22 protein-coding genes and 2 pseudogenes are annotated in these 25,656 nt (G+C 66.4%); 13 read left to right on the top strand and 11 right to left on the bottom strand.

The window, feature by feature from the left end; translation table 11 throughout:
* Window positions 1-200 precede the first annotated feature (200 nt).
* From U1H99_RS17000 to U1H99_RS16985, 4 genes are read left to right on the top strand one after another with little or no spacing between them, the layout of a single operon-like run.
* Window positions 201-1,640 (top strand): UbiA family prenyltransferase, encoded by a 1,440-nt coding sequence (locus tag U1H99_RS17000; protein WP_323142906.1) that lies wholly within the window; start codon window positions 201-203, stop codon window positions 1,638-1,640.
* Window positions 1,634-2,932, top strand: coding sequence for an FAD-binding oxidoreductase (locus tag U1H99_RS16995; RefSeq protein WP_323142905.1), 1,299 nt, complete (start codon window positions 1,634-1,636; stop codon window positions 2,930-2,932). The genes U1H99_RS17000 and U1H99_RS16995 overlap by 7 nt, the downstream gene beginning before the upstream one ends.
* Window position 2,933: 1 nt before the next feature.
* Window positions 2,934-3,698, top strand: coding sequence for an SDR family NAD(P)-dependent oxidoreductase (locus U1H99_RS16990; protein ID WP_323142904.1), 765 nt, complete (start codon window positions 2,934-2,936; stop codon window positions 3,696-3,698).
* Window positions 3,699-5,738 (top strand): hypothetical protein, encoded by a 2,040-nt coding sequence (locus U1H99_RS16985; protein ID WP_323142903.1) that lies wholly within the window; start codon window positions 3,699-3,701, stop codon window positions 5,736-5,738.
* Between the two features lie 10 nt (window positions 5,739-5,748).
* Here the strand turns inward: U1H99_RS16985 and nth are convergent, their stop codons facing one another.
* Window positions 5,749-6,420, bottom strand: a complete 672-nt coding sequence (nth, locus tag U1H99_RS16980) for an endonuclease III (protein WP_323142902.1) — start codon at window positions 6,418-6,420, stop codon at window positions 5,749-5,751.
* Window positions 6,421-6,426: 6 nt separating this feature from the next.
* Complete coding sequence (gene rsxB, locus U1H99_RS16975) at window positions 6,427-7,125, bottom strand: electron transport complex subunit RsxB (protein ID WP_323142901.1); 699 nt, start codon at window positions 7,123-7,125, stop codon at window positions 6,427-6,429.
* Between the two features lie 218 nt (window positions 7,126-7,343).
* Here rsxB and U1H99_RS16970 point away from each other — a divergent pair, with 218 nt between their 5' ends.
* Window positions 7,344-7,784: an RcnB family protein gene (locus tag U1H99_RS16970; protein WP_323142900.1), complete on the top strand. Its 441-nt coding sequence runs from the start codon at window positions 7,344-7,346 to the stop codon at window positions 7,782-7,784.
* A gap of 118 nt (window positions 7,785-7,902) precedes the next feature.
* Here the strand turns inward: U1H99_RS16970 and U1H99_RS16965 are convergent, their stop codons facing one another.
* From U1H99_RS16965 to U1H99_RS16945, 5 genes and pseudogenes are all read right to left on the bottom strand, one after another.
* Window positions 7,903-9,138, bottom strand: coding sequence for a polyhydroxyalkanoate depolymerase (locus U1H99_RS16965; protein WP_323142899.1), 1,236 nt, complete (start codon window positions 9,136-9,138; stop codon window positions 7,903-7,905).
* A gap of 295 nt (window positions 9,139-9,433) precedes the next feature.
* The gene (locus U1H99_RS16960) at window positions 9,434-10,528 is read right to left on the bottom strand and encodes an NAD(P)/FAD-dependent oxidoreductase (protein ID WP_323142898.1); all 1,095 of its coding nucleotides are present in this window, start codon (window positions 10,526-10,528) and stop codon (window positions 9,434-9,436) included.
* A 110-nt stretch (window positions 10,529-10,638) separates the two neighbouring features.
* Complete coding sequence (gene fdxA, locus U1H99_RS16955; RefSeq protein WP_141838209.1) at window positions 10,639-10,962, bottom strand: ferredoxin FdxA; 324 nt, start codon at window positions 10,960-10,962, stop codon at window positions 10,639-10,641.
* A gap of 159 nt (window positions 10,963-11,121) precedes the next feature.
* Window positions 11,122-11,376, bottom strand: a pseudogene (locus U1H99_RS16950) (protealysin inhibitor emfourin); the annotation flags it as partial.
* A gap of 45 nt (window positions 11,377-11,421) precedes the next feature.
* Window positions 11,422-13,008 (bottom strand): gluzincin family metallopeptidase, encoded by a 1,587-nt coding sequence (locus tag U1H99_RS16945; RefSeq protein ID WP_323142897.1) that lies wholly within the window; start codon window positions 13,006-13,008, stop codon window positions 11,422-11,424.
* On the opposite strand from U1H99_RS16945, the gene U1H99_RS16940 reads away from it, so the two are divergent.
* Window positions 13,007-13,429 (top strand): polyhydroxyalkanoic acid system family protein, encoded by a 423-nt coding sequence (locus U1H99_RS16940; protein WP_323142896.1) that lies wholly within the window; start codon window positions 13,007-13,009, stop codon window positions 13,427-13,429. The two genes, U1H99_RS16945 and U1H99_RS16940, sit on opposite strands and share 2 nt — an antisense overlap.
* On the opposite strand, the gene U1H99_RS16935 is transcribed toward U1H99_RS16940, so the two are convergent.
* Together U1H99_RS16935 and U1H99_RS16930 are read right to left on the bottom strand one after the other, a co-directional pair.
* A complete protein-coding gene (locus U1H99_RS16935) occupies window positions 13,416-13,673 on the bottom strand; it encodes an acyl-CoA-binding protein (RefSeq protein WP_323142895.1) in 258 nt (85 codons plus the stop codon). The genes U1H99_RS16940 and U1H99_RS16935 overlap by 14 nt on opposite strands.
* A 132-nt stretch (window positions 13,674-13,805) precedes the next feature.
* Window positions 13,806-14,162: an FKBP-type peptidyl-prolyl cis-trans isomerase gene (locus tag U1H99_RS16930; protein WP_323142894.1), complete on the bottom strand. Its 357-nt coding sequence runs from the start codon at window positions 14,160-14,162 to the stop codon at window positions 13,806-13,808.
* A 163-nt stretch (window positions 14,163-14,325) separates the two neighbouring features.
* Here U1H99_RS16930 and U1H99_RS16925 point away from each other — a divergent pair, with 163 nt between their 5' ends.
* The 7 genes and pseudogenes from U1H99_RS16925 to U1H99_RS16895 all read left to right on the top strand — a co-directional run bounded on the left by U1H99_RS16925 (window position 14,326) and on the right by U1H99_RS16895 (window position 24,329).
* Window positions 14,326-15,327: a YVTN family beta-propeller repeat protein gene (locus U1H99_RS16925; RefSeq protein WP_323143263.1), complete on the top strand. Its 1,002-nt coding sequence runs from the start codon at window positions 14,326-14,328 to the stop codon at window positions 15,325-15,327.
* Window positions 15,327-16,094 (top strand): polysaccharide deacetylase family protein, encoded by a 768-nt coding sequence (locus tag U1H99_RS16920; protein WP_323142893.1) that lies wholly within the window; start codon window positions 15,327-15,329, stop codon window positions 16,092-16,094. Before U1H99_RS16925 ends, U1H99_RS16920 begins: the two co-directional genes overlap by 1 nt.
* A gap of 20 nt (window positions 16,095-16,114) precedes the next feature.
* Window positions 16,115-17,128, top strand: coding sequence for a sterol desaturase family protein (locus U1H99_RS16915; RefSeq protein WP_323142892.1), 1,014 nt, complete (start codon window positions 16,115-16,117; stop codon window positions 17,126-17,128).
* Window positions 17,125-17,949, top strand: a complete 825-nt coding sequence (locus tag U1H99_RS16910) for an EI24 domain-containing protein (RefSeq protein ID WP_323142891.1) — start codon at window positions 17,125-17,127, stop codon at window positions 17,947-17,949. The genes U1H99_RS16915 and U1H99_RS16910 overlap by 4 nt, the downstream gene beginning before the upstream one ends.
* A gap of 83 nt (window positions 17,950-18,032) precedes the next feature.
* Entirely contained in the window at window positions 18,033-18,818 is a 786-nt protein-coding gene (locus tag U1H99_RS16905; RefSeq protein WP_323142890.1) for a competence/damage-inducible protein A, read from the top strand.
* A 552-nt stretch (window positions 18,819-19,370) separates the two neighbouring features.
* A pseudogene (locus U1H99_RS16900) lies at window positions 19,371-22,412 on the top strand (transglycosylase domain-containing protein); the annotation flags it as partial.
* 585 nt (window positions 22,413-22,997) lie between these two features.
* Window positions 22,998-24,329: a TAXI family TRAP transporter solute-binding subunit gene (locus U1H99_RS16895; RefSeq protein ID WP_323142888.1), complete on the top strand. Its 1,332-nt coding sequence runs from the start codon at window positions 22,998-23,000 to the stop codon at window positions 24,327-24,329.
* On the opposite strand, the gene U1H99_RS16890 is transcribed toward U1H99_RS16895, so the two are convergent.
* Together U1H99_RS16890 and U1H99_RS16885 are read right to left on the bottom strand one after the other, a co-directional pair.
* A complete protein-coding gene (locus tag U1H99_RS16890) occupies window positions 24,326-24,799 on the bottom strand; it encodes a hypothetical protein (RefSeq protein WP_323142887.1) in 474 nt (157 codons plus the stop codon). The two genes, U1H99_RS16895 and U1H99_RS16890, sit on opposite strands and share 4 nt — an antisense overlap.
* An 84-nt stretch (window positions 24,800-24,883) precedes the next feature.
* Entirely contained in the window at window positions 24,884-25,342 is a 459-nt protein-coding gene (locus U1H99_RS16885) for a rhodanese-like domain-containing protein (protein ID WP_323142886.1), read from the bottom strand.
* Window positions 25,343-25,656: the final 314 nt, after the last annotated feature.

The raw sequence follows: 25,656 nt of genomic DNA, 5'->3' as shown, positions 1-25,656 counted from the left end.
TGCGGTGTGCCGGGGAGTGTACAAGAGACCGGCACCGGGCCGGCAGTGGCAATCTCCTGAAAACGGCAGCGATAACGCGGCAGATCAAAAGATGACCCATGGTGCTTACCTATAATGCTTAAGCTTTGTTGATACTTTTGCATTATTTTAAGCGCTTCGAATAGCCGAGTGCGCTTCTTCTGCAGGATTTCATCGTGACAATGGCTCCATTGATCGTTGACCTGGACGGGACGCTCGTGCACACCGACCTGCTGCACGAATCGGCGCTGCGGGCGTCGCGCGACCGGCCGTTCGACGTCTTGCGCATCCCGCTGTGGCTGCTGCAGGGCAAGGCGGTGCTCAAGCGCAAGCTGGCCAGCCGCGGCGCCATCGATGCCGCACTCCTGCCGTACAACGAATCGCTGCTGGCCTGGCTGAAGGAGCAGCGCGCCGCCGGCCGCCGCCTGGTGCTGTGCACCGGTGCCGATCGCATGCTCGCGGATGCCGTGGCGGCGCACCTGGGCGTATTCGACGACGTGCTGGCCGGCGACGGCGCTACCCACCTGGTGGGCCACGACAAGGCCGAGGCACTGGCGCGCCAGTACGGCCACGGCGGCTTCGACTATGCCGGCAATTCCGCGGCCGACCTCAAGGTCTGGCGCCGCGCGCGCAAGGCGATCGTGGTCAACGGCGCCCGCGGGCTGGCCGGCAAGGCGGCGGCGCTGTGCGGCGTCGAGCGCGAATTCCCGGCGCCGGCACGCGGCGTCAAGGCCGCCATCCCGGCCTGGCGCAAGGCGCTGCGCCTGCACCAGTGGCTCAAGAACGTGCTGCTGTTCGTGCCGCTGGTGGCGGCGCACCAGGTGTTCGACCTGGGCCACTGGCTGACGCTGGCGCTGGCCTTTCTGTCGTTCAGCCTGTGCGCCTCGACCGTCTACATCACCAACGACCTGCTCGACCTCGACAGCGACCGCGCCCACCCGCGCAAGCGCCTGCGCCCGTTCGCTGCGGGCGCGCTGCCGGTCCGGCACGGGGTGCTGGCGGCGCCGTTGCTGCTGGCGGCCAGCCTGGCGCTGGGTGTGCACGTGGGCGGCAGCTTCCTGCCATGGCTGCTGTGCTATTTCCTGCTGACCTGCGTGTATTCGCTCGGCCTGAAAAAGATGATCCTGCTCGACTGCATCGCGCTGGCGATGCTGTACACGCTGCGCATCACGGCCGGCGCCGCCGCGCTGTCGCTGCCGCTGTCGTTCTGGCTGCTGGCGTTTTCGGTGTTCCTGTTCCTGTCGCTGGCCTTCGTCAAGCGCCACGCCGAGCTGCAGGTGCAGGCGCTGTCCGGCCACCACGAGGTGCAGGGGCGCGGCTATTACACCAGCGACGAGCCGCTGGTGCTGAACCTGGGCGTCGCCGCCGGCTATGCGTCGGCCGTGGTGCTGGCGCTGTACCTGAACAGCGACAAGGTCGCGGTGCTGTACCGCCAGCCGGAAGCCGTATGGGGCACGGTGCCGGTGCTGCTGTTCTGGATCAGCTGGATCTGGATGCAGGCGCACCGCGGCCACATGCACGACGACCCGGTGGTGTTCGCCATGAAGGACCGCGCCAGCCGCCTGGCCGGGCTGGTCTTCGGCGCCGTGCTGGTGATCGGTGCGCTCGGATGGCCATGGTAAAGGTCGCTTCATGGGGACGCCTCGGCAGCCACGAGCACGAGCTGGTGGTGCTGCACGACCGCGAACGTGTCGCGCGGCAAATTGAAGCCGACGGGGCCGGCCTGGCCCAGGGCAATGCGCGCAGCTACGGCGACGTCTGCCTGAACCCGGGCGGCCGCCTGTGGCGCACCACGGGGCTGGACCGCTTCATCGATTTCGATGCGGCCAGCGGACGCCTGCGCTGCGAGGCCGGCGTGCTGCTGCGTGACATCCAGCGCATGAGCCTGGCTTACGGCTGGCTGCTGCCGGTCACGCCCGGCACGCAACTCATCACGGTGGGCGGGGCCATCGCCAACGACGTCCACGGCAAGAACCACCACCGGCTGGGTTCGTTCGGCAACCATGTTCTGTCCCTGCGCCTGGCGCGTACCGACGGCAGCGTCATCGATTGCGGTCCGGCGCACGGGGCTGGCTGGTTTGCCGCCACCGTCGGCGGCATGGGCCTGACCGGCGTGATCGTCGAGGCCGAGCTGCAGCTGCGCCGCGTGAGCGGTCCCTGGCTGGTCACCGACACCATCCCCTACGCCAGGCTCGACGATTTTTTTCCGCTGGCCGACGTGTCCGAAGTCGGCTGGGAGCATACCGTGTCCTGGATCGATTGCCTGTCGGGCAGCGGGCGCGGGCTGTTCCTGCGCGCCAACCCAGCACCGATTCCCGAATCCGGGGCCCGCGTAGAGCGCCAGCCGCGGCGCATGCCGGTCGCGCCGCCGGTGTCGCTGGTGAACGGCCTGTCGCTACACCTCTTCAACGCCGCCTATTTCCACCTCAAACGCGCCAGGCAGCGGCGTGCGATCGCCCACTTCGAAGCCTACGGCTACCCGCTCGACGGGCTGCACGACTGGAACCGGATGTACGGCCCGCGCGGCTTCTACCAGTACCAGAGCGTGGTGCCGCGCGCCAGCGGCCAGGACGTCACCCGCGCGATGCTGGCGGCGATCAAGGCCGCCGGCCAGGGTTCCTTCCTGGCCGTGCTGAAGACTTTTGGCGAGCGCGACAGCGTCGGCATGATGAGTTTTCCACGTCCCGGCGTCACCCTGGCGCTCGATTTTCCGAACCGCGGCGCGTCGACGCTGCGCCTGTTCGAACGTCTCGACGCCATCGTGCGCGAGGCCGGCGGCCGCCTCTACGCCGCCAAGGATGCGCGCATGCCGCGCGCCCTGTTCGAGGCAGGCTACCCGCGCCTCGCCGAATTTTTGCCGTACCGCGACCGGGGCATCAGCTCGTCGATGTCGCGCCGCCTGCTGGGGAGTTGACATGCCCGCTTCGTACCAACACAGTGCGCCACGCCGCATCGTGATCATCGGTGCCACCTCGTCGATCGCCGAACATTGCGCGCGGCTGTGGGCCGCGCCCGGCGTGACCCTGACGCTGGTCGGACGCGATGCCGGCCGCCTCGAGCGCGTCGCTGCCGACCTGCGCGTGCGCAGCCCCGGCGCCGAGGTGGGGGCCAGAAGCGGCGACCTGCTTGACGCGCGCGCCATCCGCAAGCTGGTCGACGCCATCGTGGCGCAAGGGATGCCGGACCGGGTCCTGATCGCGCACGGCGTGCTGCCCGACCAGCAGGCCTGCCAGCGCGACCTCGGTGCCGCCTTCGATGCGCTGCAGGTGAATGCGCTGTCGCCGGTGCTGTTCGCGGAAGCCTTCGCCGGCCACATGGAACACGGCGGCGGCGTCATCACCCTGATCGGCTCGGTGGCAGGCGACCGCGGGCGTCGCTCCAACTACGTCTACGGTGCCGCCAAGGGCCTGGTCACGCGCTACGCGCAGGGCTTGCAGCACCGGCTGGCCGGCAGCGGCAGCCGGCTGCGCGTGGTGCTGGTCAAGCCGGGGCCGACCGCGACCCCGATGACGGTCCACCTGCCGCAGCGCGGCCTGGCGCCGGTGGAAGCGGTGGCGCGCCGCATCGTCGACGGCGCGGCCGCCGGCACCGCGGTCGTCTACGCCCCAGGCAAATGGGCCGCCGTGATGCTGGTAATCCGCCACCTGCCGGCCTTCGTGTTCAACCGGATGCGCATCTGAATGACGACCGACGCCACTCTTGCTGCCGAACGTGCGCAGGCACAAACGCCGCAACGGCACGCTGCCCGGCCGCGGCGCGCACTGCAGTTTTTCCTGCTGCTGGTGCTGTTCACAGCCGGCCTGGCCTGCGTCAACTGGGATGCGATCCGCACCGTCAACCACGAATCGAGCGACTTTGCGGCGAATACGCTGCTGGTGCTGGACGCCAAGCGCCTCCAGCTGATCCAGGGCCATTATTCGCGGGTCGGCTTCAACCACCCCGGGCCGGCGCTGCTGTACGTGCTGGCTTTCGGCGAGCTGCTGTTCCACGACTGGCTGCACCTGGTGCCGTCACCGTTTTCCGGCCAGCTGCTGGCGGTAGATGTCTATGACGCCGCCTGGCTGGCCGCGATCGTGGCGATGGTACGGCGCATGAGCGGGCACATGGTGCCGGCGCTGCTGTTCGCCGCGGTCATGGTGCTGGTGTTTGCCTGGAGCGACCGCGCGATCGTCGGCGGCATGTGGTTCCCGCACCTGTTCGTGCTGCCGTATGCGGCGCTGCTGGTGGCGGGCGCGCGCCTGGTACAGGGCCGCGCCGATACGCTTGGCACGCTCGCCGTCGCCGCCGGCTTCCTGTTCAACGGCCACGCCGCCTTCATGCCGATACTGGGCTTGACCCTGCTCATGACGCTGGCCGCCAACCGGGTGCTGGCACGCCGCGAGCCCGAGCTGCGTATCGTGGGCCGCCCCTGGCTGGCGGCGCACCGGCGCACGCTGCTGCTTGTTGCCGGCATCCTGCCCCTGTTCTTGGTCCCGCTTATCATCGCCACCATCAGGGAGTTTCCGGGACCGCTGTACGCCTACCTGCAGTTCGGCCGCGCCAACAAGGCCAATACGCTGGGCGAGGCGGCACGCTTCGTCGGCGTCTACTGGGGACTCGGCCATGGCGCACCCGCGCGCGGCGCGCTGGCCTGGGGCCTGGCCCTGGCCGCGCTGCTGCTGGCCGGCCTGCGCCGCGTGCCGCCCGCGTTTGCGCGCGATGCGCGCGCGCTCGGCATCGTCTTCCTGGCTGCGACGCTGTCGGTGCTGTATTACGCCTGGGCCGGCGTCGACATGCTCGGCCAGGTCTATATTGCGGCCTTCTATTTTGCGGTGCCGGCGCTGGCGGCCGGGCTGCTGGTGCTGATCGGCTACGCATCGCTCCGCATCCGGGCCCGGGAGGCGGCGGCAGCCATGCTGGCGCTGCTGGCCGTGGCCGGCGCCTGGCACTGGCTGCGGGTGCCGCCGGACTACGCGTATTTCTACAACCACGCCAACGTCGCCGCGCTGTACCAACAGGTGCGCCGGCTGCCCGGCCACGGGCGCGTGGTACTCGACCTGGACCTGGGACCAAATTCGACCACCCAGGGCGAGGTCTGGGGCAATACGATGGGACTGCTGGCCTATGCCGCGCGCCAGGACGTCGACCTGGCCTGCGTGAACCAAAACTGGCACATCTCCTTTACCCGGTCCAAGCGCTGCCGCCCCGAGGAGGTGGCAGCCGGGCGCCGCTACCAGGTGCACCATACCGATGCGCCCGACCCGGTGCGCGGCGAGCCCGAGGTGGAAGGGCAGGGCCTGTCGCTGTTCCGTGCCGGCGCGCCGCCGCGGCCGGTCACCTGGATCACAGTCGGGGCGCAGCCTGCCTGGTTCAGGCAGGTACTGGGGGAGGGCTGGTCGGCGATCGAGGGAGACGCCGTCTGGTCGGACGGGCCGCTCGCCGTGCTGCGCCTGCCGCCTGACGCAGGGCGCGGCAGGATGCTGACGCTGGACCTGGGCAGCTTCGTGCCCGACTACGGCGCGCGGATCCGGCTGCAGGCGGTCGTCAACGGCAGGGCGGCCGGCAGCTGGGTCTTCTATCCGACCGAACGGCGCCGCCGCGTGACGCTCGACCTCGGCCCGGCACCGGGTGCCGCACAGCACATCGTGCTGGAAATCGACAAGCCCTTGCGGCCGGCCGACTACGGCATCGGCCCGGATACGCGCCGGCTGGGCGTTTCCCTGTACGGGATCCGACAGTGAGAACGGGCGCTCAGGCGCCGCCGGCCGCGGCCGGGACCAGGCCGGCCGGGGCCGGCGTCTTGTCCTTGTATTCGCACAGGTCGGCGATGATGCAGTTCCAGCACTTGGGTTTGCGCGCCACGCAGGTGTAGCGCCCGTGCAGGATCAGCCAGTGGTGGGCATCCTGCAGGAATTCCTTGGGCACGAATTTCATCAGCTTGTGCTCGACTTCGTCGACGTTCTTGCCGGGTGCGATTTTGGTGCGGTTGGACACGCGGAAGATGTGGGTGTCGACCGCCATCGCCAGTTCGCCGAAGGCGGTGTTCAGGACCACGTTGGCGGTCTTGCGGCCCACGCCGGGCAGGGATTCGAGCGCTTCGCGCGAGCGCGGAACCTCGCCGCCGTACTGGTTCACCAGGATCTCGCAGGTGGCGATCACGTTCTTCGCCTTGGTGTTGTACAGGCCGATGGTCGCGATATAGGTCTTCAGTTCGTCCAGGCCGAGGTCGAGGATCGCTTGCGGCGTGTTCGCCACCGGGTACAGCTTGCGTGTCGCCTTGTTGACGCCGACGTCGGTGGCCTGCGCCGAGAGCAGCACCGCGATCAGCAGTTCGAACGGCGTCGTGTAGTCAAGTTCGGTGGTCGGATTCGGATTGGCGTGGCGCAGGCGCGTGAAAATTTCTTGGCGTTTGGCGGGATTCATCGGGTCTTATTGGTCTTTGTTGTCCAGGGACGGCGGCGCAGGCGGCGGCGTGGCCGCCTTCTGGCGCGCACGCTCGATGGCGGCGGCGATGATCGCGCGCTTGCGTTCCTTTTCGGCCAGTTCTTCGGCGCTGTTGGCCTGCTCAGCCGTGACGGCGCGCAGCTTTTCCAGCGCCTTGGCCGCCAGGCGTGCATCGTTTTCTTCCTTTTCGCGCTGCAGGCGCTCGCTGCGGAAGTCGTGGCGTGCGCGGGCGGCGTCGGCCTGCTCCTGCGACCAGGCATCCCAGCCGGTGCGTTCGGTGACGGGCAGCATGCTGATGCAGTCGACCGGGCAGGGCGCTACGCACAGGTCGCAGCCGGTGCACAGGCTCGGCAGGATGGTGTGCATCTGCTTGGCCGCGCCCAGGATGGCGTCCACCGGGCAAGCCTGGATGCACAGCGTGCAACCGATGCACAGGGCTTCGTCGATGAAGGCAACCGGACGCGGACGCTCCACGCCGTTGGCCGGATTGATAGGGATGATGGGTCGGCCGGTCAGCGCGGACAGGCGCGCCACGCCTTCCATGCCGCCCGGCGGGCACTGGTTGATCTCGGCTTCGCCGCGCGCGATCGCCTCCGCATACGGGCGGCAGGCGGGATAGCCGCATTTGGTGCACTGGGTCTGCGGCAGCAGGTCTTCGATCTGGTCGGCGAGCGTTTTTGTCACGATGTGCCTGTTACAAGGTCTGGCGTTTGCTAAACCGTCATTATCCGCGAAAAGCCGGATGGCGTCGAAGCGCTAGCCAGTCCAGTTTTTACGTGAGCCAACTAACGTTTCCGGCAAAGTCAGGGCTGGATTAGCGCCAAAGGTGATGCAACTAACGGAATGCATGGCATGCATGGTGGTCTACTGAGATACAAGAAATGAACCTCAAGGAGGATCTTATGAGCAAAAAGAACTTGATCGTCTCGACCCTGGCCGCTGCGCTGCTGAGCGTCACCGCCAGCGGTTTCGCCCAGGACCGCGGCTACGGAGACCGCGACCATGACCGCTACAGCCAGCGCGACAACGACCGCCGCGGCGATGCCCGTAACGACCGCGGCGATTACCGCAATGACCGCCGCGACGACCGCCGCGGTGACGACCGCCGCTGGGATGGCCGCGACAATCGCCGCTGGGACGGCGCCGGCCCGCGCCATGACCTGCGCCGTGGCGGCCGCCTGCCGAACGAGTACCGCAACCGCCAGTACGTGGTCGACGACTGGCGCGGCCACCGCCTGCGCCAGCCCCCGCGCGGCTACCACTGGGTCCAGACCGGCGGCGACTACGTGCTGGCGGCGATTGCCACCGGCGTGATTGCGGACCTGATCATCAATAGCCGTTGAGTCCGAGGGCCGTCCGGCGGGCGGCCCCGGTAGGGGGAATCTGATTACGACGGTTTCACACTCAGGCCAAAGAAAATGCCGCGGAATCCGCGGCATTTTTTATTGCGCCAACGACCGGTCAGGCATGCTTCCGGACGAATTCCGCGATCATCGGACAAATGATCTCGCGCCAGCGGCGACCCGAGAAAATGCCGTAGTGGCCACATTTCGGCGCCGTGAAGTGCTGGTGCTTGTCGGCCGGGATGCCGGTGCACAGGTCGTGCGCGGCCTGGGTCTGGCCGGCGCCGGAGATGTCGTCGAGTTCGCCTTCGATGGTGAACAGGGCCACGTTCTCGATGTCTTGCGGACGCACCAGCTGGCCGCCGACGGTCCAGGTGCCTTTCGGCAGGCTGAAATCCTGGAACACGGTCTTGATGGTTTCCAGGTAGTACTCGGCCGGCATGTCGAGCACGGCGTTGTACTCGTCGTAGAACTTGCGGTGCGCTTCGGCCGAATCGTCGTCGCCGCGCACCAGGTGCTGGTAGAACTCGCGGTGGCTCTGCGCATGGCGGCCCGGGTTCATGGCGATGAAGCCGGCGTGCTGCAGGAAGCCCGGGTAGACCTTGCGGCCGAAGCCCGGGTAATTGCCCGGCACCGCATAGATCACGGTGTTCTCGAACCACGAGAACGGTTTTTCGATGGCCAGGTCGTTGACGGCGGTCGGCGATTTGCGCGGATCGATCGGGCCGCCCATCATGATCATCGTCTTCGGCAGTTTCGGGTCCTTGGCGGTGGCCATCAGGGAAATGGCGGCCAGCACCGGCACGGTTGGCTGGCAGACGGAAATCACGTGCACGTCCGGGCCCAGGTGCCGGATGAAATCCTGGACGTAATAAATATAGTCGTCGAGGTGGAAGGCGCCATCGGACAGCGGCACCATGCGCGCGTCGACCCAGTCGGTGATGTAGACGTCCTGTTCCGGCAGCAGGGCGCGCACGGTGTCGCGCAGCAGCGTCGAATGGTGCCCCGACAGTGGGGCGACCACCAGCACGGTCGGCTGCTTCAGCGCGGCAAAATCCGCGTCCGACATGTCTTTCTTGAAATGCAGCAGTTTGCAGAAGGGCTTGCTGACGACCGTGTGTTCCATGATGCCAACGGTCTGGCCGTCGATCAGGGTCGAATTCAGTTCAAAGGCTGGCTTTTCGTAGTCCTTTCCCAGGCGATACATCAGCTCGTAGCCGGCGGCGATGCGTTGTGCGAACGGGGTATGGGCGAAGGGCGAAACCGGGTTCGAGAACAGCTTGGCGGAAGCGTCGGCCCACTGCATCAGCGGGTTCAGGAAGGAGCGTTGCATTTCATGCAGTTGGTAAAGCATATGGTTTCCTTCGTGAGAGTGGGCCCTGTTAACCTACAGCTACTCCATTTTCAAGGCCCATACTGTGCGTCAGATCAAGGGTTGCGCATCAGTTTCGTCAATTATAGGGTAATCAGGTTGGCATAAGGCAACGCCAAGACTTGTACTTTTCTTCTAATATCCTTATGCAACCTTGTATCACATTCGTGTTAGGGCTTCGGTTAAGTGACCTACATAAGAAAAATGCCCCGCACAGGCGGGGCATTTTCGTGGTCATACTGTTACGGAACGCCGGAGCGTCTGAACACCGGACCGTTTAGTCGAAGACCGGGGTCTCGACGCCGAGGATCTTGTGCAGTTTCGGCGAGGTCGTCGTGTACTGCATGTGGATCTTCTTGTCCGGGAAGATGTACGGTGCGGCGCCGAAGGCGGCCAGCGCGGCTTCGTGGAAGCCCGACAGGATCAGCTTCTTCTTGCCCGGGTAGGTGTTGATGTCACCCACGGCGAAGATGCCCGGCACGTTGGTCTCGAATTTCTCGGTGTCCACGACCTTGAGCTGCTTGCGCTCGATGTCCAGGCCCCATTCGGCGATCGGACCCAGCTTCGGCGATAGGCCGAAGAACACCATCAGCATGTCCAGCGGCACACGGCGGGTGACGCCGTCGGCACCGGTGACTTTCACTTCGGACAGCTGGCCGTCCTTTTCGTCGAAGCCGGTGACCTGGCCGGTGATCAGCTGCATTTCGTATTCGTCGCACAGCTGCTTCATCTTGGCAACCGACGCCGGGGCGGCGCGGAAGTCGTCGCGGCGGTGCACCAGCACGACCGATTCGGCCTTGCCGACGAAGTTCAGGGCCCAGTCGAGGGCGGAGTCGCCGCCGCCGCAGATGACCAGGTTCTTGCCGTCGAAAATGCTCGGGTCCTTGACGCGGTAGTGCAGCTGGCTGCCTTCGAACTTGTCGATGCCGTCGACCTTGATCGTGCGCGCCTGGAACGAACCGACGCCGGCAGCGATGAAGATGGTCTTGGTGATGAACTGGGTACCGGTCGAGGTCTCGACGTTGAAGCGGTGGTCTTCACGGCGCTGCACGGTGGTCACTTCCTGGCCCAGGTGGAAGGTCGGCTCGAACGGCTCGATCTGCTTGAGCAGGTTGTCGGTCAGTTCCTGGCCGGTGCAGACGGGCACGGCCGGGATGTCGTAGATCGGCTTGTCGGGGTACAGTTCCACGCACTGGCCGCCGACGGCCGGCAGCGAATCGATCACGTGGGCCTTGATCTCGAGCAGGCCAAGTTCGAACACCTGGAACAGGCCGACCGGGCCCGCGCCGATGATCACGGCATCGGCTTCGATGGCGCCGGCAAAGGAGCTGTTGGGAGCGATGGTGCCCGCTTCGGGGGTCGCGATAGTCATGCTAGCTAAATCCTGTGAATGATGATGGGGTAGGGGCGAAGGCGGCTAGTGTGCCACGACTGTGGCACGTTTGCTGGGACCGGCACCGGGGATGGATACCGGCCGCGGGGTCAGCGGGCCAGCTTGTCCAGCTTGTCCTTGACGTCCTTCCACTCGTCCGCGTCGGGCAGGGCCGGCTTGGTCTTGGTGATCGACGGCCAGTTGCGTGCCAGATCAACGTTGATCTTGATGAATTGTTGCTGGTCCGACGGCACGTCCTCTTCCGCATAGATTGCGTTGACCGGGCATTCAGCCACGCACACGGCGCAGTCGATGCACTCGTCCGGATCGATGACGAGGAAGTTCGGGCCTTCCCGGAAACAATCTACCGGGCATACATCCACGCAATCGGTGTAGCGACATTGGATGCACGATTCGGTGACAACGTGGGTCATAACAGTCCTATTTGAATAATGAAGGCGGCGCTGGGCGTGGTGAGACTCGCCGGACGCGGCAAAGCACTGTATTTTAGGGCAATTCGGCTTTTACGACAAATCACGCTTATACACAATACACATAAGCAAATTAATGTCGTCACCGCAGGACGAGCGCGCTCAGGACCGGTTGCGCAGATGCTCAAGCAGGGCGTGCCAGTGAGCAAAGGAAGGGGCGCCATCCTCGGCCAGCACCAGCGTGCGGCAACGCCGGCCGTCGTCGGCGGTGATTTCCCAGCGCCGGATGTCGGCGCCGACAGGGCAGCCTGCTGCCGGTGCTCCGAAGAAATCAAGGCGCGCCAGCAGCGCCTCGATGGCCTGGCCGTCGGCGTGGCAACTGGTATCCAGTTCGACCTGTTCGGTGCGGCCGCTGAAACCGCCGCTGGCCCTGCCGTGATCTTCATCGTGCCTCCCGTCGGGTCAGGTAATCGGGATCGTCACCACCGGTTCATGTGGAGTGGGTGCCGGCACCGCTGCCATGCCCGTCACTGCGGCCGCGACCACGGTGGTGCCGCCGCCGACGCTGACGGCGGCCACCACGGCGGCGCCAGTGGGCGCCGGTTCGGCGCCGGCCGGACCGAAGCGCCCGTGCGCCGCGCACCAGCGCGCCAGCGCCTGCGCTTCGGCATCCAGCAGCCGTTCGACATCGTAGTACTCGGCCAGGTTCATCGTGCCGCAGCAGGCGCGCCGGTCCTGGCGCGCGCCGGGGGCGTCGCTGACCAGCGCGGCTAGGCGCAGGCCGGGCTGGTGCAGGGGGCCGGCGTCGAGGGGCACGTCGAGCACTTCACGCCGCGCGAAGCCGTCGCGGATAAAGGCGGCGTACTCGGGTGGGCGGCCGTCTTCCTGGCAGATGCGCAGCATCTCGTTGGCCACGTCGGCATAGGTGGCGGCGACATCGGGCGCGGCGATCAGGGCGCGCAGCACCAGTCCGCGCAGCCAGGCCGCCACCCGGTGCAGCACGCCGGCACAGTCTTCCAGCTCGGGCTTGCGCTCGAAGGCGAAGATGTCGGCCAGGATGTCGTAGATGGCGCCGGTGAAGACCTGGGAAATCGCATGCACCTCGGTGCCGGCCTGCGACAGCGTCAGGTCGTTGTCGGCGTTGCGCAGCCCGGTGGTGCTGCCCAGCGCCAGGCCGAACTGCTCGGCGATGTCGGCCAGAAAGGTTTTATCGTGCAGGTGCGCCTTGGTCTGGGCCACCACCGCCTCGCACTGGTCGAGCTGGGACAGCGCCAGGAAGATCGCGGTCAGGTCGCCGAAGGATTCGTGCAGGCCGCCGGTCTGGGGCGGGTTGTTGGCTTCCAGCCAGTGCGGCTTGAGGCCGTCCAGCACCGCGTGGCCGGTCTCGTGCGAGACGATGTCGAACGAGCGGCAGGTGTACACGCGGGCGGTCTCGCCGGGCGGGATGAAATCGCCGAACTTCAGGCTCGACTGGCTGCGGCTGTAGAAGGCATTCATCACATTCGGCAGGCCATAGGGAAAGACCTGCAGCGGCGCGGTGTCGACGCTGCTGTTCCATTGCCAGGGCAGGGGCATCAGGCTGCCCGCGTTCGACAGCGCGCGCTGGTACATGGTGAGCGTCTGGCGCACCACGGCGAAGGTGTGGACGGCGTCGAACTGCGGGGTGTCGGGCATGGTCACGAAGTCGCCGAAGGCGTTCGGCTCGACCGCGGAGATGGCGGGGTCCCTGATTTCGATGCGGGCGTCGCGCGGCCCGGCCAGCACCACGCCGGGCAGGAAGGCCTTGCGGGTGCCGATCTCGCCGACCGACGGATCCTGCTTCCACATCAGCACCCGCGATCCGAAGGCGAAGGGCAAGGGCACGTTGCCGTCGCCGCCCGCCGGCATGCCCGCATCGAAGGCGCCGGGCGAACCCGGGCTGGCCAGTGCGGCGCCGCTGGGGCGCGGCCGCCCCGGCTGGTCGAGCAGTTGCGCCGCCTTGCGGTGCTGGCGGTAGCGGGCGCTGGGCATCGGGATGAAACCGAGGGGCGGGATGGCGCTGGAATCCATGAACTTCCTCCTGAGCAATGTCTATCAGGATGGTCGTCCCTTGTGCGCGACTGATGTTGACGCTAGTCAATTGCTAGCCTTTATGCCACTCAGCTGGCATCATGCCGGGTTATTCGGTTTTATCGGAAGGACAGCCGGCATGGCAGATATCAGCATCACCCAGCAGCACAGTTTGAGTCCGGACGCAGCGCGCAGCGCGGCGCAGAAGGTGGCCGACAAGCTGGCTAACGAATATGGCTTGCAATGCAAGTGGGAGGGCAACGTATTGCGTTTCGACCGCAGCGGCGTCGAAGGGTCGCTGGCGCTGCACGAGCGCCAGGCTGCATTGCGCATCAAGCTGGGTTTCCTGATGAGCGCTTTCGCGTCCACCATCGAGCAGAAGGTGGCGGAAAGCATGCGCAAGGTGTTTACTGGTCCTTGAGTTCTTCGATCAGGTCGACGTACTGCCGCATCGCGTCTTCCTGCGAAGTGCCTTTGAGGGCGGCCCAGGCATCGTACTTGGCGCGGCCGATCATGTCGGTGAAGCCGGGGCGCTCGCCGGTGGCGTCGCCGCTCGACCCCTGCTTGTACAGGGAATAGATCTTCAGCAGGGTCATGTTGTCCGGGCGTTCCGGCAGATTCTTCGAATCGATCTGGGCCTGGGCGAACTGGTCTTGCAAACTCATGGTGACTCCTTGGATAACGATGCGGCCATCTTAGCGCATCGATAAGGAATGTATGCCTGAGCGACGGGGAGATTAGAGGAAATGCTCGGTCGGATGGCGGACGTGGCCATCCACCCGACCGGGTGAAGCGGCTTAAACGTCCAGCAGTTCGACGTCGAAGATCAGCGTCGCATTCGGCGGGATCACGCCGCCGGCGCCGCGGGCGCCATAGCCCAGGCTTGCCGGAATGATCAGGCGGCGCGCGCCACCGACCTTCATGCCTTGCACGCCTTCGTCCCAGCCCTTGATCACATGGCCGGCGCCCAGCGGGAACTGGAACGGGTCGTTGCGGTCTTTGCTGGAATCGAACTTGGCGCCGGCGCTGCCGTCGTCGTTCTGCAGCCAGCCGGTGTAGTGCACGGTCACGTACTTGCCCGCAGTCGCTTCCGGACCGCTGCCTTCGACGGTGTCTTCGTACTGCAGGCCGGAGTTCGTGGTGTTAGTTGCCATAATGTTTCCTTCTTGTTCAGGGAAAAGGCCGATTGTAGTGCATGGCCTGTCAAAGCGCTATTAACGGGTTTTCCACTGTGTTGCGGCGGCGCGCCGAATATGTACATAAACTCTTGAATTCAGGCGAACCGGTCATGTCGCCGTAACGTTTCCCCGTAGAATAATAGCTTTCCACCTCCAGGCTTCCACCGTCATGCTGCGCCGTTTCCGTACGCTCTTCCTCTCCGCCGCCTGCCTGTTGACCGCCGTGCAATCCGCACAGGCCAACGTCGTCGTCGTGCTGAATTCGCGCGATGCCACCGTCCAGCTGCTGGACCAGGCCAGCGGCGCCGATCAAGGCACTTTCGCGGTTGGCAAGGAGCCGCACCACCTGATGGCGACGCCGGACAACAAGTCGCTGATCGTGGCCAGCTCGGTGGGCAACGAACTGATTTTCCTGGACCCCATTACCGGCAAGATCCAGCGCAAGGTGTCGGACGTGCTCGACCCGTACCAGATCGGCTTCTCGCCGGACCAGAAGTGGTTCGTCTCGACCGCGCTGCGCCTCGACCGCATCGACATCTACCAGTACGTGAACGGCAATTTCGTGTTGAGCCGCCGCGTGCCGATGCCGCGCATGCCGAGCCACATCGCCTTCGACGCCGCCAGCACCACCGCCTTCATCACGCGCCAGGGCAGCGACCAGGTCAGCGCGGTCGACCTCAAGACCGGCGCCATCAAGTGGACGCTTCCGGTCGGCAAGCTCCCGGCCGGCATCACCATGACCCCGGACGACAGGCACCTGCTGGTCGGGATCATGGGCAGCGACTACGTGGAGGTGATCGACTGGCGCGCCGCCAAGACCGTCAAGCGCATCAAGACCGGCAACGGCGCCCACAACTTCCGCGCGCTCGGCAACAAGCGCCACATCTTCGTGTCGAACCGGGTGCAGAACTCGATCAACATCATCGACCAGGTCACGCTGGAGAACGTCGGCATGATCCCGGTGCCGGGCGGTCCGGACTGCATGGAACTGTCCGCCGACGGCAAGACCCTGTGGGTGACCCAGCGCTGGATCAAGAAGGTGGCCGTGATCGACGTCGCCAGCCGCAAGGTGATCAAGACGATCCCGGTGGGACGCTCGCCGCACGGCGTGTTCTTCGCCAACTCGGCGCCGAGGATGTGATGGCGGGGCGCCGGCACAAGGCGGCACTGCTGCTGGCCGCCGTGCTCTCGACGCCGGCGTTCGCGGCGGACGTTTGCAAAGGCACGATCTACCTGACCTTCGACACCGGCAGCCAGTCGCAGGCCGAGCTGATCGCCGACACGCTGCGCAGGCATCACGTCAAGGCCACCTTCTTCCTGGCCAACGAAAAGACGGTGCGCGGCGACTGGTCGCTGGATCCCGCCTGGTCCGGCTACTGGAAGGCGCGGGTGGCCGAGGGCCATGCCTTCGGTACCCATACCTTCGACCACGTCTACTTCCGCGCCGACGACGCCGGCGGCAGGATCAAGGTGCGGCCGCAGTTCGGCCAGCACGCCGGCAAGACGCAGACCTGGAGCGCGCAGCAGTACTGCGACGAATTGCGCCGCGTCGACACCCGTTTCGTCGAGCTGACCGGGCACCACATCGACCCGATCTTCCGCACCCCGGGCGGCCACTCGTCGCCCAACATCCTGGCCGCCGCCAAAAGCTGCGGCTACAAACACGTGGGCTGGGCCAAGGCCGGCTTCTCGGGCGACGAGACCAATAGCGACGTCTACCCGAACGCGCTGCTGCTCAAGCGCGCCCTCGACAACCTGAAGGATGGCGACATCTTCATGGCCCACATGGGCATCTGGTCGCGCAAGGACCCGTGGATGCCGGCCAACCTCGACCCCCTGATTACAGGTCTGCAGCAGAAAGGCTTCTGTTTCGCTACACTGCGCGAGCATCCGGATGTCCGGCCTTAGAAATTTCGTAATACATCATCATGATCCAGCATTTCCTCGATTGGTTCGCATTCCTCCAGGGCTGGCTGTTCGAGAGCGTGGTCGAACCCATCCTGTTTCATACCGGCCTCGGTGAGTACACCGAGGACGCCTTCGAAGGCGTCGAGTGGTTCCTCACCGGCGCCTGCGAAGTCGCGGCCCTGTACCTGGTACTGCGCCCGCTCGAAGCCCTGTTCCCGGCGCAGCGGATGACCGACCGCCACGCGCGCCTGAACGATTTCATCTACACCCTGATCCACCGCCTCGGCCTGTTCACGATGGCGGTGTTCTTCACGCTCGATCCCGTCATGGACCACGTGGCCGGCTTGCTGCGCATGGAGGGCGTGCACCCGTTCAACCTGGAATCGCTGGTGGCCGGGATGCCCCCGCTGGCCAGCTTCATGCTGTACTTGGTGGTGCTCGATTTCTTCGACTACTGGTTCCACCGCGGCCAGCACAAGTTCCGCTGGTGGTGGGCGCTGCACAGCCTGCACCACAGCCAGCGCAACATGAACCTGTGGAGCGACAACCGGAACCACCTGCTGGACGACCTGCTGCGCGACGTCTACATGGCCGTGCTGGCGCTGGCGATCGGCGTCGCGCCGGGGCAGTACGTGCTGCTGGTGGCCGTGTCGCGCTCGCTGCAATCGCTGCAGCACGCGAACGTGCGCCTTCACTTCGGCGCCATCGGCGAGCGTCTCCTGATTTCGCCGCGCTTCCATCGCACCCACCACGCCATCGGCGTCGGACACGAGTCGCGCGGCCAGGGGTCGCTGGGCGGCTGCAATTTCGGCGTGCTGCTGCCGGTGTGGGACATCCTGTTCGGCACCGCCAATTTCGACAAGGGCTGGCACGGCACCGGCGTACGCGACCAGTTCGAGCGCACCCTCCCGGACGGCACGGTGCGCGCGGGACGCGACTACGGCCGCGGTTTCTGGCGCCAGCAGTGGCTCGGCCTGGTGCGGATGGGGGAGGCGGTGCGCGTCTTGCGCCACGACCGCCGCAAAGCCTCATGATGCGCCCGATCGCCGTCGCTTACGGGCGCGCGCTGCGCTCGCAGTTCTCGCGCCGCATGCTGTTGCTGTCGGTGGTGCCGCTGCTGCTGTCGCTGGCGCTGTGGGGCGGCCTGCTGTACGCCGGCATGCAGCCGCTGCTCGACAGCCTGACCGGCCTGTTCCACGATTACGACCTGTTCAAGACCAGCGGCAGCGTGCTGGCCTCGCTCGGCCTCGGCTTCCTGAAGACGCTGGTCGTGCCGCTGGTGGCGATGCTGGTGCTGCTGCCGCTGATGATCGTCACCTCGCTGCTGTTCATCGGCGTCGGCGCCATGCCGGCCATCGCGCGCCACGTCAGCCGGGTCCAGTTCCCGGACCTGGAGCGGCGCGAGGGCGGCAGCTTCCTCGGCAGCCTGGGCGTCAACCTGTCCGGCATCGTCGTGTTTGCCCTGCTGTGGCTCGTGACCCTGCCGCTGTACGCGCTGGCGCCGCTGGCGCTGCTGGTGCAGGCCGTGCTGTGGGGCTGGCTGACCGCGCGCGTGATGAGCTACGACGCGCTCTCGATCCACGCCAGCCGCGAGGAACGCCTGGCCATCGTGGCGGCGCGGAGGCGCCAGCTGCTCCTGATCGGCACCATCTCCGGCCTGCTCGGCGCGTTGCCGGGCGTGGTATGGATCGGCGGCGCGCTGATCTCGGTGGTGCTGTTCCCGGTGCTGGCGGTGCTGTCGATCTGGCTGTACCTGGTGATCTTCATCTTCACCGGCCTGTGGTTCCAGTATTACTGCCTGCAGGCGCTGGCCGACCTGCGCGCCGGTAGCGGCACCGTGGTCCCGAAAGCCTGAACGAACGCCGCGCGGCCTGCAAAGGCTTCGTGGCACACTGAAGCCATTTCATTTCCATCAACCGCAAGAAGGAAGGAACGGCAATGGCATTCGGCCTCATTATCATCGGCGACGAGATCCTGTCCGGCAAACGCAGCGACAAGCACCTGCCCAAGGTGATCGAACTGCTGGGCGAACGCGGCCTGCAGCTGGCCTGGGCCGAGATCGTCGGCGACGATCCGGCGCGCATTACGGCAACCCTGCGGCGCACGCTGGCCGGACCGGACGTCGTGTTTTCCTGCGGCGGAATCGGCGCCACGCCGGACGACCATACCCGCCAGTGCGCGGCGGCGGCGCTCGGCGTGCCGCTCGAGCTGCATCCGGAAGGAAAGCTGCTGGTGCAGGAGCGCATCCGCGAGACCGCGCGCGAGGCCGGGCGCGAAGCCGACCTGGATGCCCCGGACAACCTGCAGCGCCTGAAAATGGCCGAGTTCCCGGCAGGCAGCCGCCTGATCCCGAACCCGTATAATCGCATCCCTGGTTTTACAATTGCCCACCATCACTTCGTACCGGGCTTCCCGGTGATGGCTTGGCCGATGATCGCCTGGGTACTGGATAACTTGTACGCCGACCAGTTCCACCGCGAAGCCCGCGCCGAGCGCGCACTGCTGGTTTATGAGCAGCCCGAGTCGCTGCTGACCCCGCTGATGGAAACCCTGGAAGCGCGGTATCCGGGCATCCGCGTGTTCAGCCTGCCGAGCGTCGGCGACGCCCAGACGCGCCGCCACATCGAGCTGGGCGTGAAGGGAGAACCGGAACAAGTGGCGGCCGCCTTCGATGAAATGCAGGCCGAACTCGATCGTGTTGCAGCGGAATACACACCCGTGTAGGACTAGGCTGAGCCCGCGTTGCGGAGCGGGTACGGTGTTGCAAACTGAGCCGTTGTTTTTTTGCGAAAATACACGGACGGCGTCAAAAAACTGCGTGAGCGGTTCCTGTCCGTCACATTGATGTGGTGGAATGATGTCTGTGAGCAGCGTGCTTTGGCCCATGTTCCGGCCTCGGTGACGCCCGACATTGTGAACTTTTTGACGACCTCGAACACTCGAAACGACCAGCAAGCGTGGGCGCGCCGGTTGGCGGGAATTGCAGGCAAGGGACCCCGAACTACCGCAGGTTTTACGATCCCGAATGAATTAACCGGTTGAGCCATCATGGAAAGTATCCGCCGTCTCCGACGGCCTCGTAGCATCGCCCGCGCCCTGCGCCGCATCCTCGGTGCAGCCCAGCCGGGTCAACCCATCCTGGCCGGCGTCCCCGCCATGGCCGCCGAGCAGGATGTGCCGCTGCGCGAAGCGCCGCAGCGCATCGAACCCGTCTTCGAACCCGTGCGCGAGCCCCGGCTCGACGATCCGATTCCCGGGGATGCCGGTTCGTCCGGCATGGAGCCGCCGCCGGCGCCGCCGACCCGGCCGCGCTGGCGCCGCGCCCGGCGCGCGCTGCTGGTGCTGCTGCTGATCGCGGTCGCCGCCGCTTCCGGCCTGGCCGTCTACGAAAGCCGCACCTCGACGCTGCAGGCCAGGTTCTTCGCCAACATGGCCAAGAAGATCAGCTACCGCGTGCAGCCGGGCCCCAGCGATGCGATCCGCTTTCCGACCGCCAGCCCCTACGACGAGCGGCTCGGCTACTCGAACCTGCCCAACTACCTGGCCAAGCTGAAGACGCGCGACTACGTGGTCGCGTCGCAGGCGCGCATGTCGCCCAAGATGCTGGAACTGGCCGGCCACGGCGTGTTCGCCACCTACCGCGAAAAGACCCGCGCGGGCCTCGATATCCTCGACAACGGCGGCGAGCCGCTGTTCTCGGCGCGCTTCCCGGAACGCCTGTACGACAATTTCGAAGCGGCGCCTTCGCTGCTGGTGCAAAGCCTGCTGTTCATCGAGAACCGCGAGCTGCTCGACACCACCTACCCGAAGCGCAATCCGGCGGTGGAGTGGGACCGCTTCTCGAAGGCGGTGTTCGACAAGACCCTCCACTCGGTCGGCCTGGGCAGCGGTTCGCGCGTGGCCGGCGGCAGTACGCTGGCGACCCAGATCGAAAAATACCGCCACTCGCCGGAAGGCCGCACCGCCTCCACCACCGACAAGCTGCGCCAGATGGCCTCGGCCACGCTGCGCGCCTATGAAGACGGCGAAGACACCAGCAAGGCGCGCCGCCGCATCGTGCTCGAGTACCTGAACACGGTGCCGCTGTCGGCCAAGCTGGGCTACGGCGAAGTGAACGGCATCGGCGACGGCATGTGGGTCTGGTACGGCCGCGATTTCGCGTCCATGAACAAGATCCTCGCCACCAATGCCGTCACGCCCGAATATGCGCTGGTATACAAGGAAGCGCTGTCCCTGATGATCGCGCAGCGCCGACCGGCATATTATCTGGGCGCCGGCGAGAAGGACCTCGAAACGCTCACCAACAGTCACCTGCGCGTGCTGGCCCAGGCCGGCGTCATTTCGCCGGCGCTGCGCGACGCCGCCACCGCCGTGGTGCTGCACCCGGCGCTGGGCTCGGGCGTGGCGCCGCCGCCGGCCAACACGTTTGTTACCCGCAAGGCCGCCAACGCGGTGCGCAACCACCTGGCCAACCTGCTGGGCGACTCGCGCCTGTACAACCTCGACCGCCTCGACCTGACGGTCAAGACCACGCTCGACGCCGACGCCCAGAAGGCCGTCACCGCCGCGCTGCGCCGCCTGACCGACAACGAAGCGGCGGCCGCCGCCGGCCTCACCGGCAAGGGCATGCTCGGCAACGGCGACCCGTCCAAGGTCGTGTACAGCTTCACGCTGATGGAACGCGGCGACAAGGTGAACTACCTGCGCGTCCAGACCGACAACTACGACCAGCCGCTCGACATCAACGAAGGCGCCAAGCTGGACCTGGGTTCGACCGCCAAGCTGCGCACGCTGACGACCTACCTCGACATCGTCGATCAGTTGCACAAGCGCTACGAGCCGATGTCGAAATCGGAGCTGGCGAAGGTGAACGTCGATCCGAAGGACCGGCTGTCGCAATGGGCGGTCGAGTACTTCTCGACGCTGCCGGCAGGCGCCGACCGCGGCTTGAGCCCGATGCTGCACGCGGCCATGGAGCGCAAGTATTCCGGCAACCCGGGCGAAGCCTTCTTCACCGGCGGCGGCGTCCACACCTTCGGCAACTTCAGCAAGCTGGACGATTCGCGCATCCTGACCGTGCAGCAGGGCCTGCAGAACTCGACCAACCTGCTGTTCGTGCGTCTGATGCGCGACGTGGTGCGCTATTACATGTTCCAGCTGCCGGGCTCCTCGGCCCAGCTGCTGGCCGACGCCGACGATCCGCGCCGCGCCGAATACCTGTCGCGCTTCGCCGACCGCGAAGGCAAGGACTTCCTGGCGCGCTTCTGGAACAAGTACCGCGTGATGGCGCCGGCGGAAGTCGAACCGGCGCTGATGCAGGGCGTGCGCATCCGCGCGTCCAAGCTGGCGGCGGTCCACCGTACCATCCATCCGGAAGCCTCGCTGGCCGAGTTCAGCAAGTTCCTGCACAGCTACCTGCCGGCCGACAGCGAAGTCGACGAGGAACGCATCGCCAAGATGTACGACCAGTACGCCCCGGCCAACATGTCGCTGGCCGACCGCGGCTACGTGGCCTCGGTGCACCCGCTCGAACTGTGGCTGGTCGGCTACCTGCGCACCCATCCGAAAGCCGGCTGGGACGAAGTCACCAAGGCATCGGTGAAAGAACGCCAGGAAGTGTATTCGTGGCTGTTCAAGACCCACCGCAAGCACGCCCAGGACAAGCGCATCGCCGGCCTGATCGAGGTCGAAGCCTTCCTCAAGATCCACGCCCAGTGGAAGAAGATGGGCTACCCGTTCGATTCACTGGTGCCGTCGTACGCGACCACGCTGGGCGCCTCGGCCGACCGTCCGATCGCGCTGGCCGAGCTGATGGGCATCATCGTCAACGGCGGCGTGCGCAAGCCGACCCAGCGCATCGACTCGCTGCACTTCGCCAAGGACACGCCGTACGAGACCCTGGTGAAACGCGGCGACGCCGAAAAGGGCGAGCAAGTGCTGAACCCCGAGGTGGCGCGCGCCGTGGCCGACGCCATCAAGGGCGTGGCCCAGGAAGGTACCGCCAAGCGCGTCAAGCAAGCCTTCGTCAAGCAGGACGGCAGCGTGATCTCGATGGGCGGCAAGACCGGTACCGGCGACCAGCGCTTCGACGTCTACGGCGCCGGCCACCGCCTGATCGAATCGCGCTACGTGAACCGTTCGGCGACCTTCGTGTTCAACATCGGCGAGCGCTTCTTCGGCAGCATGACCGCCTACGTGCACGGTCCGCAGTCGGCCAACTACGATTTCACCAGCGCGCTGCCGGTGCAGTTGCTGGTGACGCTGGCGCCGAGCCTGATGCCGATGGTCGAGAAGCAGGACACCGTCACCATTCCGGGCCTGCACGTGGAGCGTGCGGGCGTGGCTGCGCCGGCCGGGCCGACCGATGCGGTGGCGACCGACAAGGAGCAGGCAATCACCGGTGACGATGCCGCGGCGGCTGCAGGCGATGCGCTGCCGGTGGAGGAAGATGTGGCAACGCCTGCCGAGGGTGCCGCCAAGCCGGCAGCCAAGGCGGTGGATGTGCCGGCGGCGCCAAAACCGGCCGCCAAGCCGGCAGCCAAGGCCGCCGATGCCGAGCTGCCGCATGCGAAGCCGGCAGCGGCCAAGCCGGCCGGCGACGTGCCGGCGCATGACAAGCCCGCCAAGCCCGCCAAGCCCGCCAAGCCTGCCAAGCCGGCGTCCGACGCCAAGCCTGCCGCCAAGCCGGCAGGCGAGGGCACGCACCCGAAAGCCGTGACAGTCCATCCGAAGGCCGCCGGCGCGGAAGGCGCGCACGCCAAACCGGCGGCGCCGCGCAAGCCGGCCAGCGACGAGCCGGCCGCGGACAAGCCGAAACGCGCGCCGCGTCCCAAGTCCGACGTGGTGGACGAAGTCCTGCATTGAGGCTGCATTGAGCGGTCTCCTGCCTGAGCCGGTGCAGCGATGAAACGGCGGGCCCTGCGCAAATTCAGCCTGGTGTCGCTGCGCGACCTGCTGGCTGCGTCGGCACCGACGATCGTGCTGGTGGCGATCGCCTGTGCCGTCGCCTATGTGGTGGTCGACCCGGCGCCGCCGCGGCGCGTGGTGTTGGCCACCGGCCAGGACAACAGCGCCTACGAGGAATTCGGCCGCAAGTACGCGGCCAGCCTGGCGCGCGACGGCATCAAGGTCGAGCTGCAGCCTTCGCTCGGCTCCCAGGACAACCTGCAGCGCCTGATCGACGGCAAGGCCGACATCGCCTTCGTGCAGAGCGGGACGGCAGGAGCAGGGCAGCGCGGCCTGGTGTCGCTCGGCAGCCTGTTCACCGAGCCGGTCTGGCTGTTTCTCCGTGCTCAGAAAGGCCGGCAGCCCGAGATCCGCAATCTCACGCAATTGAAGGGCCTGCGCATCAACCTGGGCCCGGAAGGCACCGGCGTGCCCAAGCTGTTCCGCCAGGTGCTGGACGCCAACAACGTCGAACCGGCACAGCTGACCATTTCCGCGCTCGAGAACACGCCGGCCACGATGGCGCTGCTGGACGGCCGCATCGACGGCCTGGTCTTCAGCTCGGCGCCGGAAGCGCCGCTGGTGCAGATGCTGCTGCAGACCCCGGGCATCCGCCTGTTCGACTTCCGCCAGGCCGAAGCCTACACGCGGCGCCTGCCTTTCCTGACCCACGTGGTGCTGCCGCGCGGGATCGTCGACCTCGGGCGCGATATCCCGGCGCAGGATTTCGACCTGATCGCCCCGACCGCGACCCTGGTCGCGCGCGAACAGCTGCATCCGGCGCTGGTCGACCTGTTCGTGAATGCCGCCACCACGATCCACGGCGGCACCGGCTGGTTCCAGCAGCAGGGCCAGTTCCCGTCGCCGCGCTATACCGAGATCCCGGTGTCGAAGGAAGCCGCCAAGTACTACCGCGACGGCCCGCCTTTCCTGCAGCGCTACATGTCGTTCTGGCTGGCGAACCTGTTCGACCGCCTGTGGGTGGTGGCGGTGGCACTGGCGGCGCTGATCATTCCGCTGTCGAAGGTGGTGCCGCCTTTATACGTGTGGCGCATCCGCTCGCGTGTGTACCGCTGGTACGGCCAGCTGCGTGCGGTGGAGCAGGCCTTGGAGAGCGCCGATCCGGCGCGCTGCGACGAAGTGCGCGCCGGCCTGCTACGCCGGCTCGACGAGATCGAGCAGCGCGTGAATCACATTTCGATTCCGCTGTCGTATGCGGATGCCCTGTATGGGCTGCGCAGCCATATCAATTTCGTGCGGCAGCGGGTACAGGGCACTGCCGCCGGTTAATCCTGCGGCGGCCGCGTCGACAGGGCCACGATCGCCGCACCCGCCGCCACGACCAGCGCGTCCTCGATCAAGCCGCTGCGCGTCTGGCCGATGCGCGCCATCGCCTGCTTGCGCCCGGCCAGCGTCAGGTAGGCGAGGGGCACGGCGGTCGCCACCGCCACCGCGGCGCCGGCTTTTTCCTCGCCCTTGGGGGCCAGGGCCGCACCGGCAATCCCGGCGCTCATCACGCGCGCCAGCAATCCGAGGAACACGGTGCGGTCGGGCGCGGATTTCATCTTGTCGCCAAACAGTTCGCCCACGCCCATTGCCAGCGCGCCGTACTTGAACAGCGGCCGGTCGAGCAGGGCCAGGCTGCCCGGCGTATCGCGGCCGGCGAGGCGGGCCGTGGACAGAGTGGCCATCGGCGTCATCGAGCGGGCGCTGGCGACGGCGCCGATCAGGGCGGAAGGAAGGAGGTTGCGGATTGTCATCTCGTTAGCTTTCAAAAAAAGGATATCGTTTTGCTAAGCTAACGCATGTGTTCCGGAAGTGGCGCCGCCCAGGCGCCGGGGCACTCAGGCGCCGACCCAGGGCAGCCCGGCCTTGCACCAGCCGCCCACGGTCTTGCGGTGGCCCTCGGCATCGCGGTCGCCTTCGAAGCCTTCCAGGATGTCGTAGGCGTCCTGGAAGCCGAGTTCGGTGGCCACGCGCGCCGCGTGGCGCGAGCGCACGCCCGAGCGGCACAGGAACAGCACCACGTCTTCCTTGTCCGCCACCTGCTGCAGCTGGGTCGCGAAATCCGGGTTCGGCGCGCCGCCCGGGTACAGGGTCCATTGCACCGCGCCGTGCTGCGGCTCAGGGATGGCGGGGCGGCCGATCCAGTCGCGCTCCGCATTCGTGCGCACGTCGACCAGCTTGACACGCGGATCGGCCTGCACGAGCGCGAAGGCTTCCTGCGGGGTTACGGCGCCGGCGTAGGGCTGGCCTTCGCCGCGCTTGCGCGCGGTGCCGAGAATATCGTCTGTCGTGCTCATTCGTTCTCCTGTCGACTATGATGGCGGGGTCGCACCGCAGCGGAACACCGTTTGCATGGGCTCGCACATTTGGTGCACGCCGCTTTAACTTGGTGCATACTAAAAAAGTTGCACCCGATTGGTGCGTATGCATGCGTGTGCATCAAACTTGTGCACCCGCTGCGGATCGTTGATTTTAATGGGCAAATCCTGCGTACTCCAACAATGGATTATCTATTTGCTCATGATCAAGTGCTGGCACAATTAGTGCTACGTACAGAGTGCGCTGCCGCACGTTCGATGACGTAGCCGGCACCCCTTTTTCACTTAGGAGA

The organism is Massilia phyllosphaerae, assembly GCF_034659755.1.
GTDB lineage: Bacteria > Pseudomonadota > Gammaproteobacteria > Burkholderiales > Burkholderiaceae_D > Telluria > Telluria phyllosphaerae.
Note: the sequence above shows the minus strand (reverse complement) of the source record. Positions and strands in the feature narration are given on the sequence as shown.

Excerpts from the sequence above, each read along its gene's own strand:
- U1H99_RS17000 (WP_323142906.1), top strand. The coding sequence starts at position 201 with ATGGCTCCATTGATCGTTGACCTGGACGGGACGCTCGTGCACACCGAC.
- U1H99_RS16995 (WP_323142905.1), top strand. The coding sequence starts at position 1,634 with ATGGTAAAGGTCGCTTCATGGGGACGCCTCGGCAGCCACGAGCACGAG.
- U1H99_RS16990 (WP_323142904.1), top strand. The coding sequence starts at position 2,934 with ATGCCCGCTTCGTACCAACACAGTGCGCCACGCCGCATCGTGATCATC.
- U1H99_RS16985 (WP_323142903.1), top strand. The coding sequence starts at position 3,699 with ATGACGACCGACGCCACTCTTGCTGCCGAACGTGCGCAGGCACAAACG.
- nth (WP_323142902.1), bottom strand. The coding sequence starts at position 6,420 with ATGAATCCCGCCAAACGCCAAGAAATTTTCACGCGCCTGCGCCACGCC.
- U1H99_RS16970 (WP_323142900.1), top strand. The coding sequence starts at position 7,344 with ATGAGCAAAAAGAACTTGATCGTCTCGACCCTGGCCGCTGCGCTGCTG.
- U1H99_RS16965 (WP_323142899.1), bottom strand. The coding sequence starts at position 9,138 with ATGCTTTACCAACTGCATGAAATGCAACGCTCCTTCCTGAACCCGCTG.
- U1H99_RS16960 (WP_323142898.1), bottom strand. The coding sequence starts at position 10,528 with ATGACTATCGCGACCCCCGAAGCGGGCACCATCGCTCCCAACAGCTCC.
- fdxA (WP_141838209.1), bottom strand. The coding sequence starts at position 10,962 with ATGACCCACGTTGTCACCGAATCGTGCATCCAATGTCGCTACACCGAT.
- U1H99_RS16940 (WP_323142896.1), top strand. The coding sequence starts at position 13,007 with ATGAACTTCCTCCTGAGCAATGTCTATCAGGATGGTCGTCCCTTGTGC.
- U1H99_RS16945 (WP_323142897.1), bottom strand. The coding sequence starts at position 13,008 with ATGGATTCCAGCGCCATCCCGCCCCTCGGTTTCATCCCGATGCCCAGC.
- U1H99_RS16935 (WP_323142895.1), bottom strand. The coding sequence starts at position 13,673 with ATGAGTTTGCAAGACCAGTTCGCCCAGGCCCAGATCGATTCGAAGAAT.
- U1H99_RS16930 (WP_323142894.1), bottom strand. The coding sequence starts at position 14,162 with ATGGCAACTAACACCACGAACTCCGGCCTGCAGTACGAAGACACCGTC.
- U1H99_RS16920 (WP_323142893.1), top strand. The coding sequence starts at position 15,327 with ATGGCGGGGCGCCGGCACAAGGCGGCACTGCTGCTGGCCGCCGTGCTC.
- U1H99_RS16915 (WP_323142892.1), top strand. The coding sequence starts at position 16,115 with ATGATCCAGCATTTCCTCGATTGGTTCGCATTCCTCCAGGGCTGGCTG.
- U1H99_RS16910 (WP_323142891.1), top strand. The coding sequence starts at position 17,125 with ATGATGCGCCCGATCGCCGTCGCTTACGGGCGCGCGCTGCGCTCGCAG.
- U1H99_RS16905 (WP_323142890.1), top strand. The coding sequence starts at position 18,033 with ATGGCATTCGGCCTCATTATCATCGGCGACGAGATCCTGTCCGGCAAA.
- U1H99_RS16895 (WP_323142888.1), top strand. The coding sequence starts at position 22,998 with ATGAAACGGCGGGCCCTGCGCAAATTCAGCCTGGTGTCGCTGCGCGAC.
- U1H99_RS16890 (WP_323142887.1), bottom strand. The coding sequence starts at position 24,799 with ATGACAATCCGCAACCTCCTTCCTTCCGCCCTGATCGGCGCCGTCGCC.
- U1H99_RS16885 (WP_323142886.1), bottom strand. The coding sequence starts at position 25,342 with ATGAGCACGACAGACGATATTCTCGGCACCGCGCGCAAGCGCGGCGAA.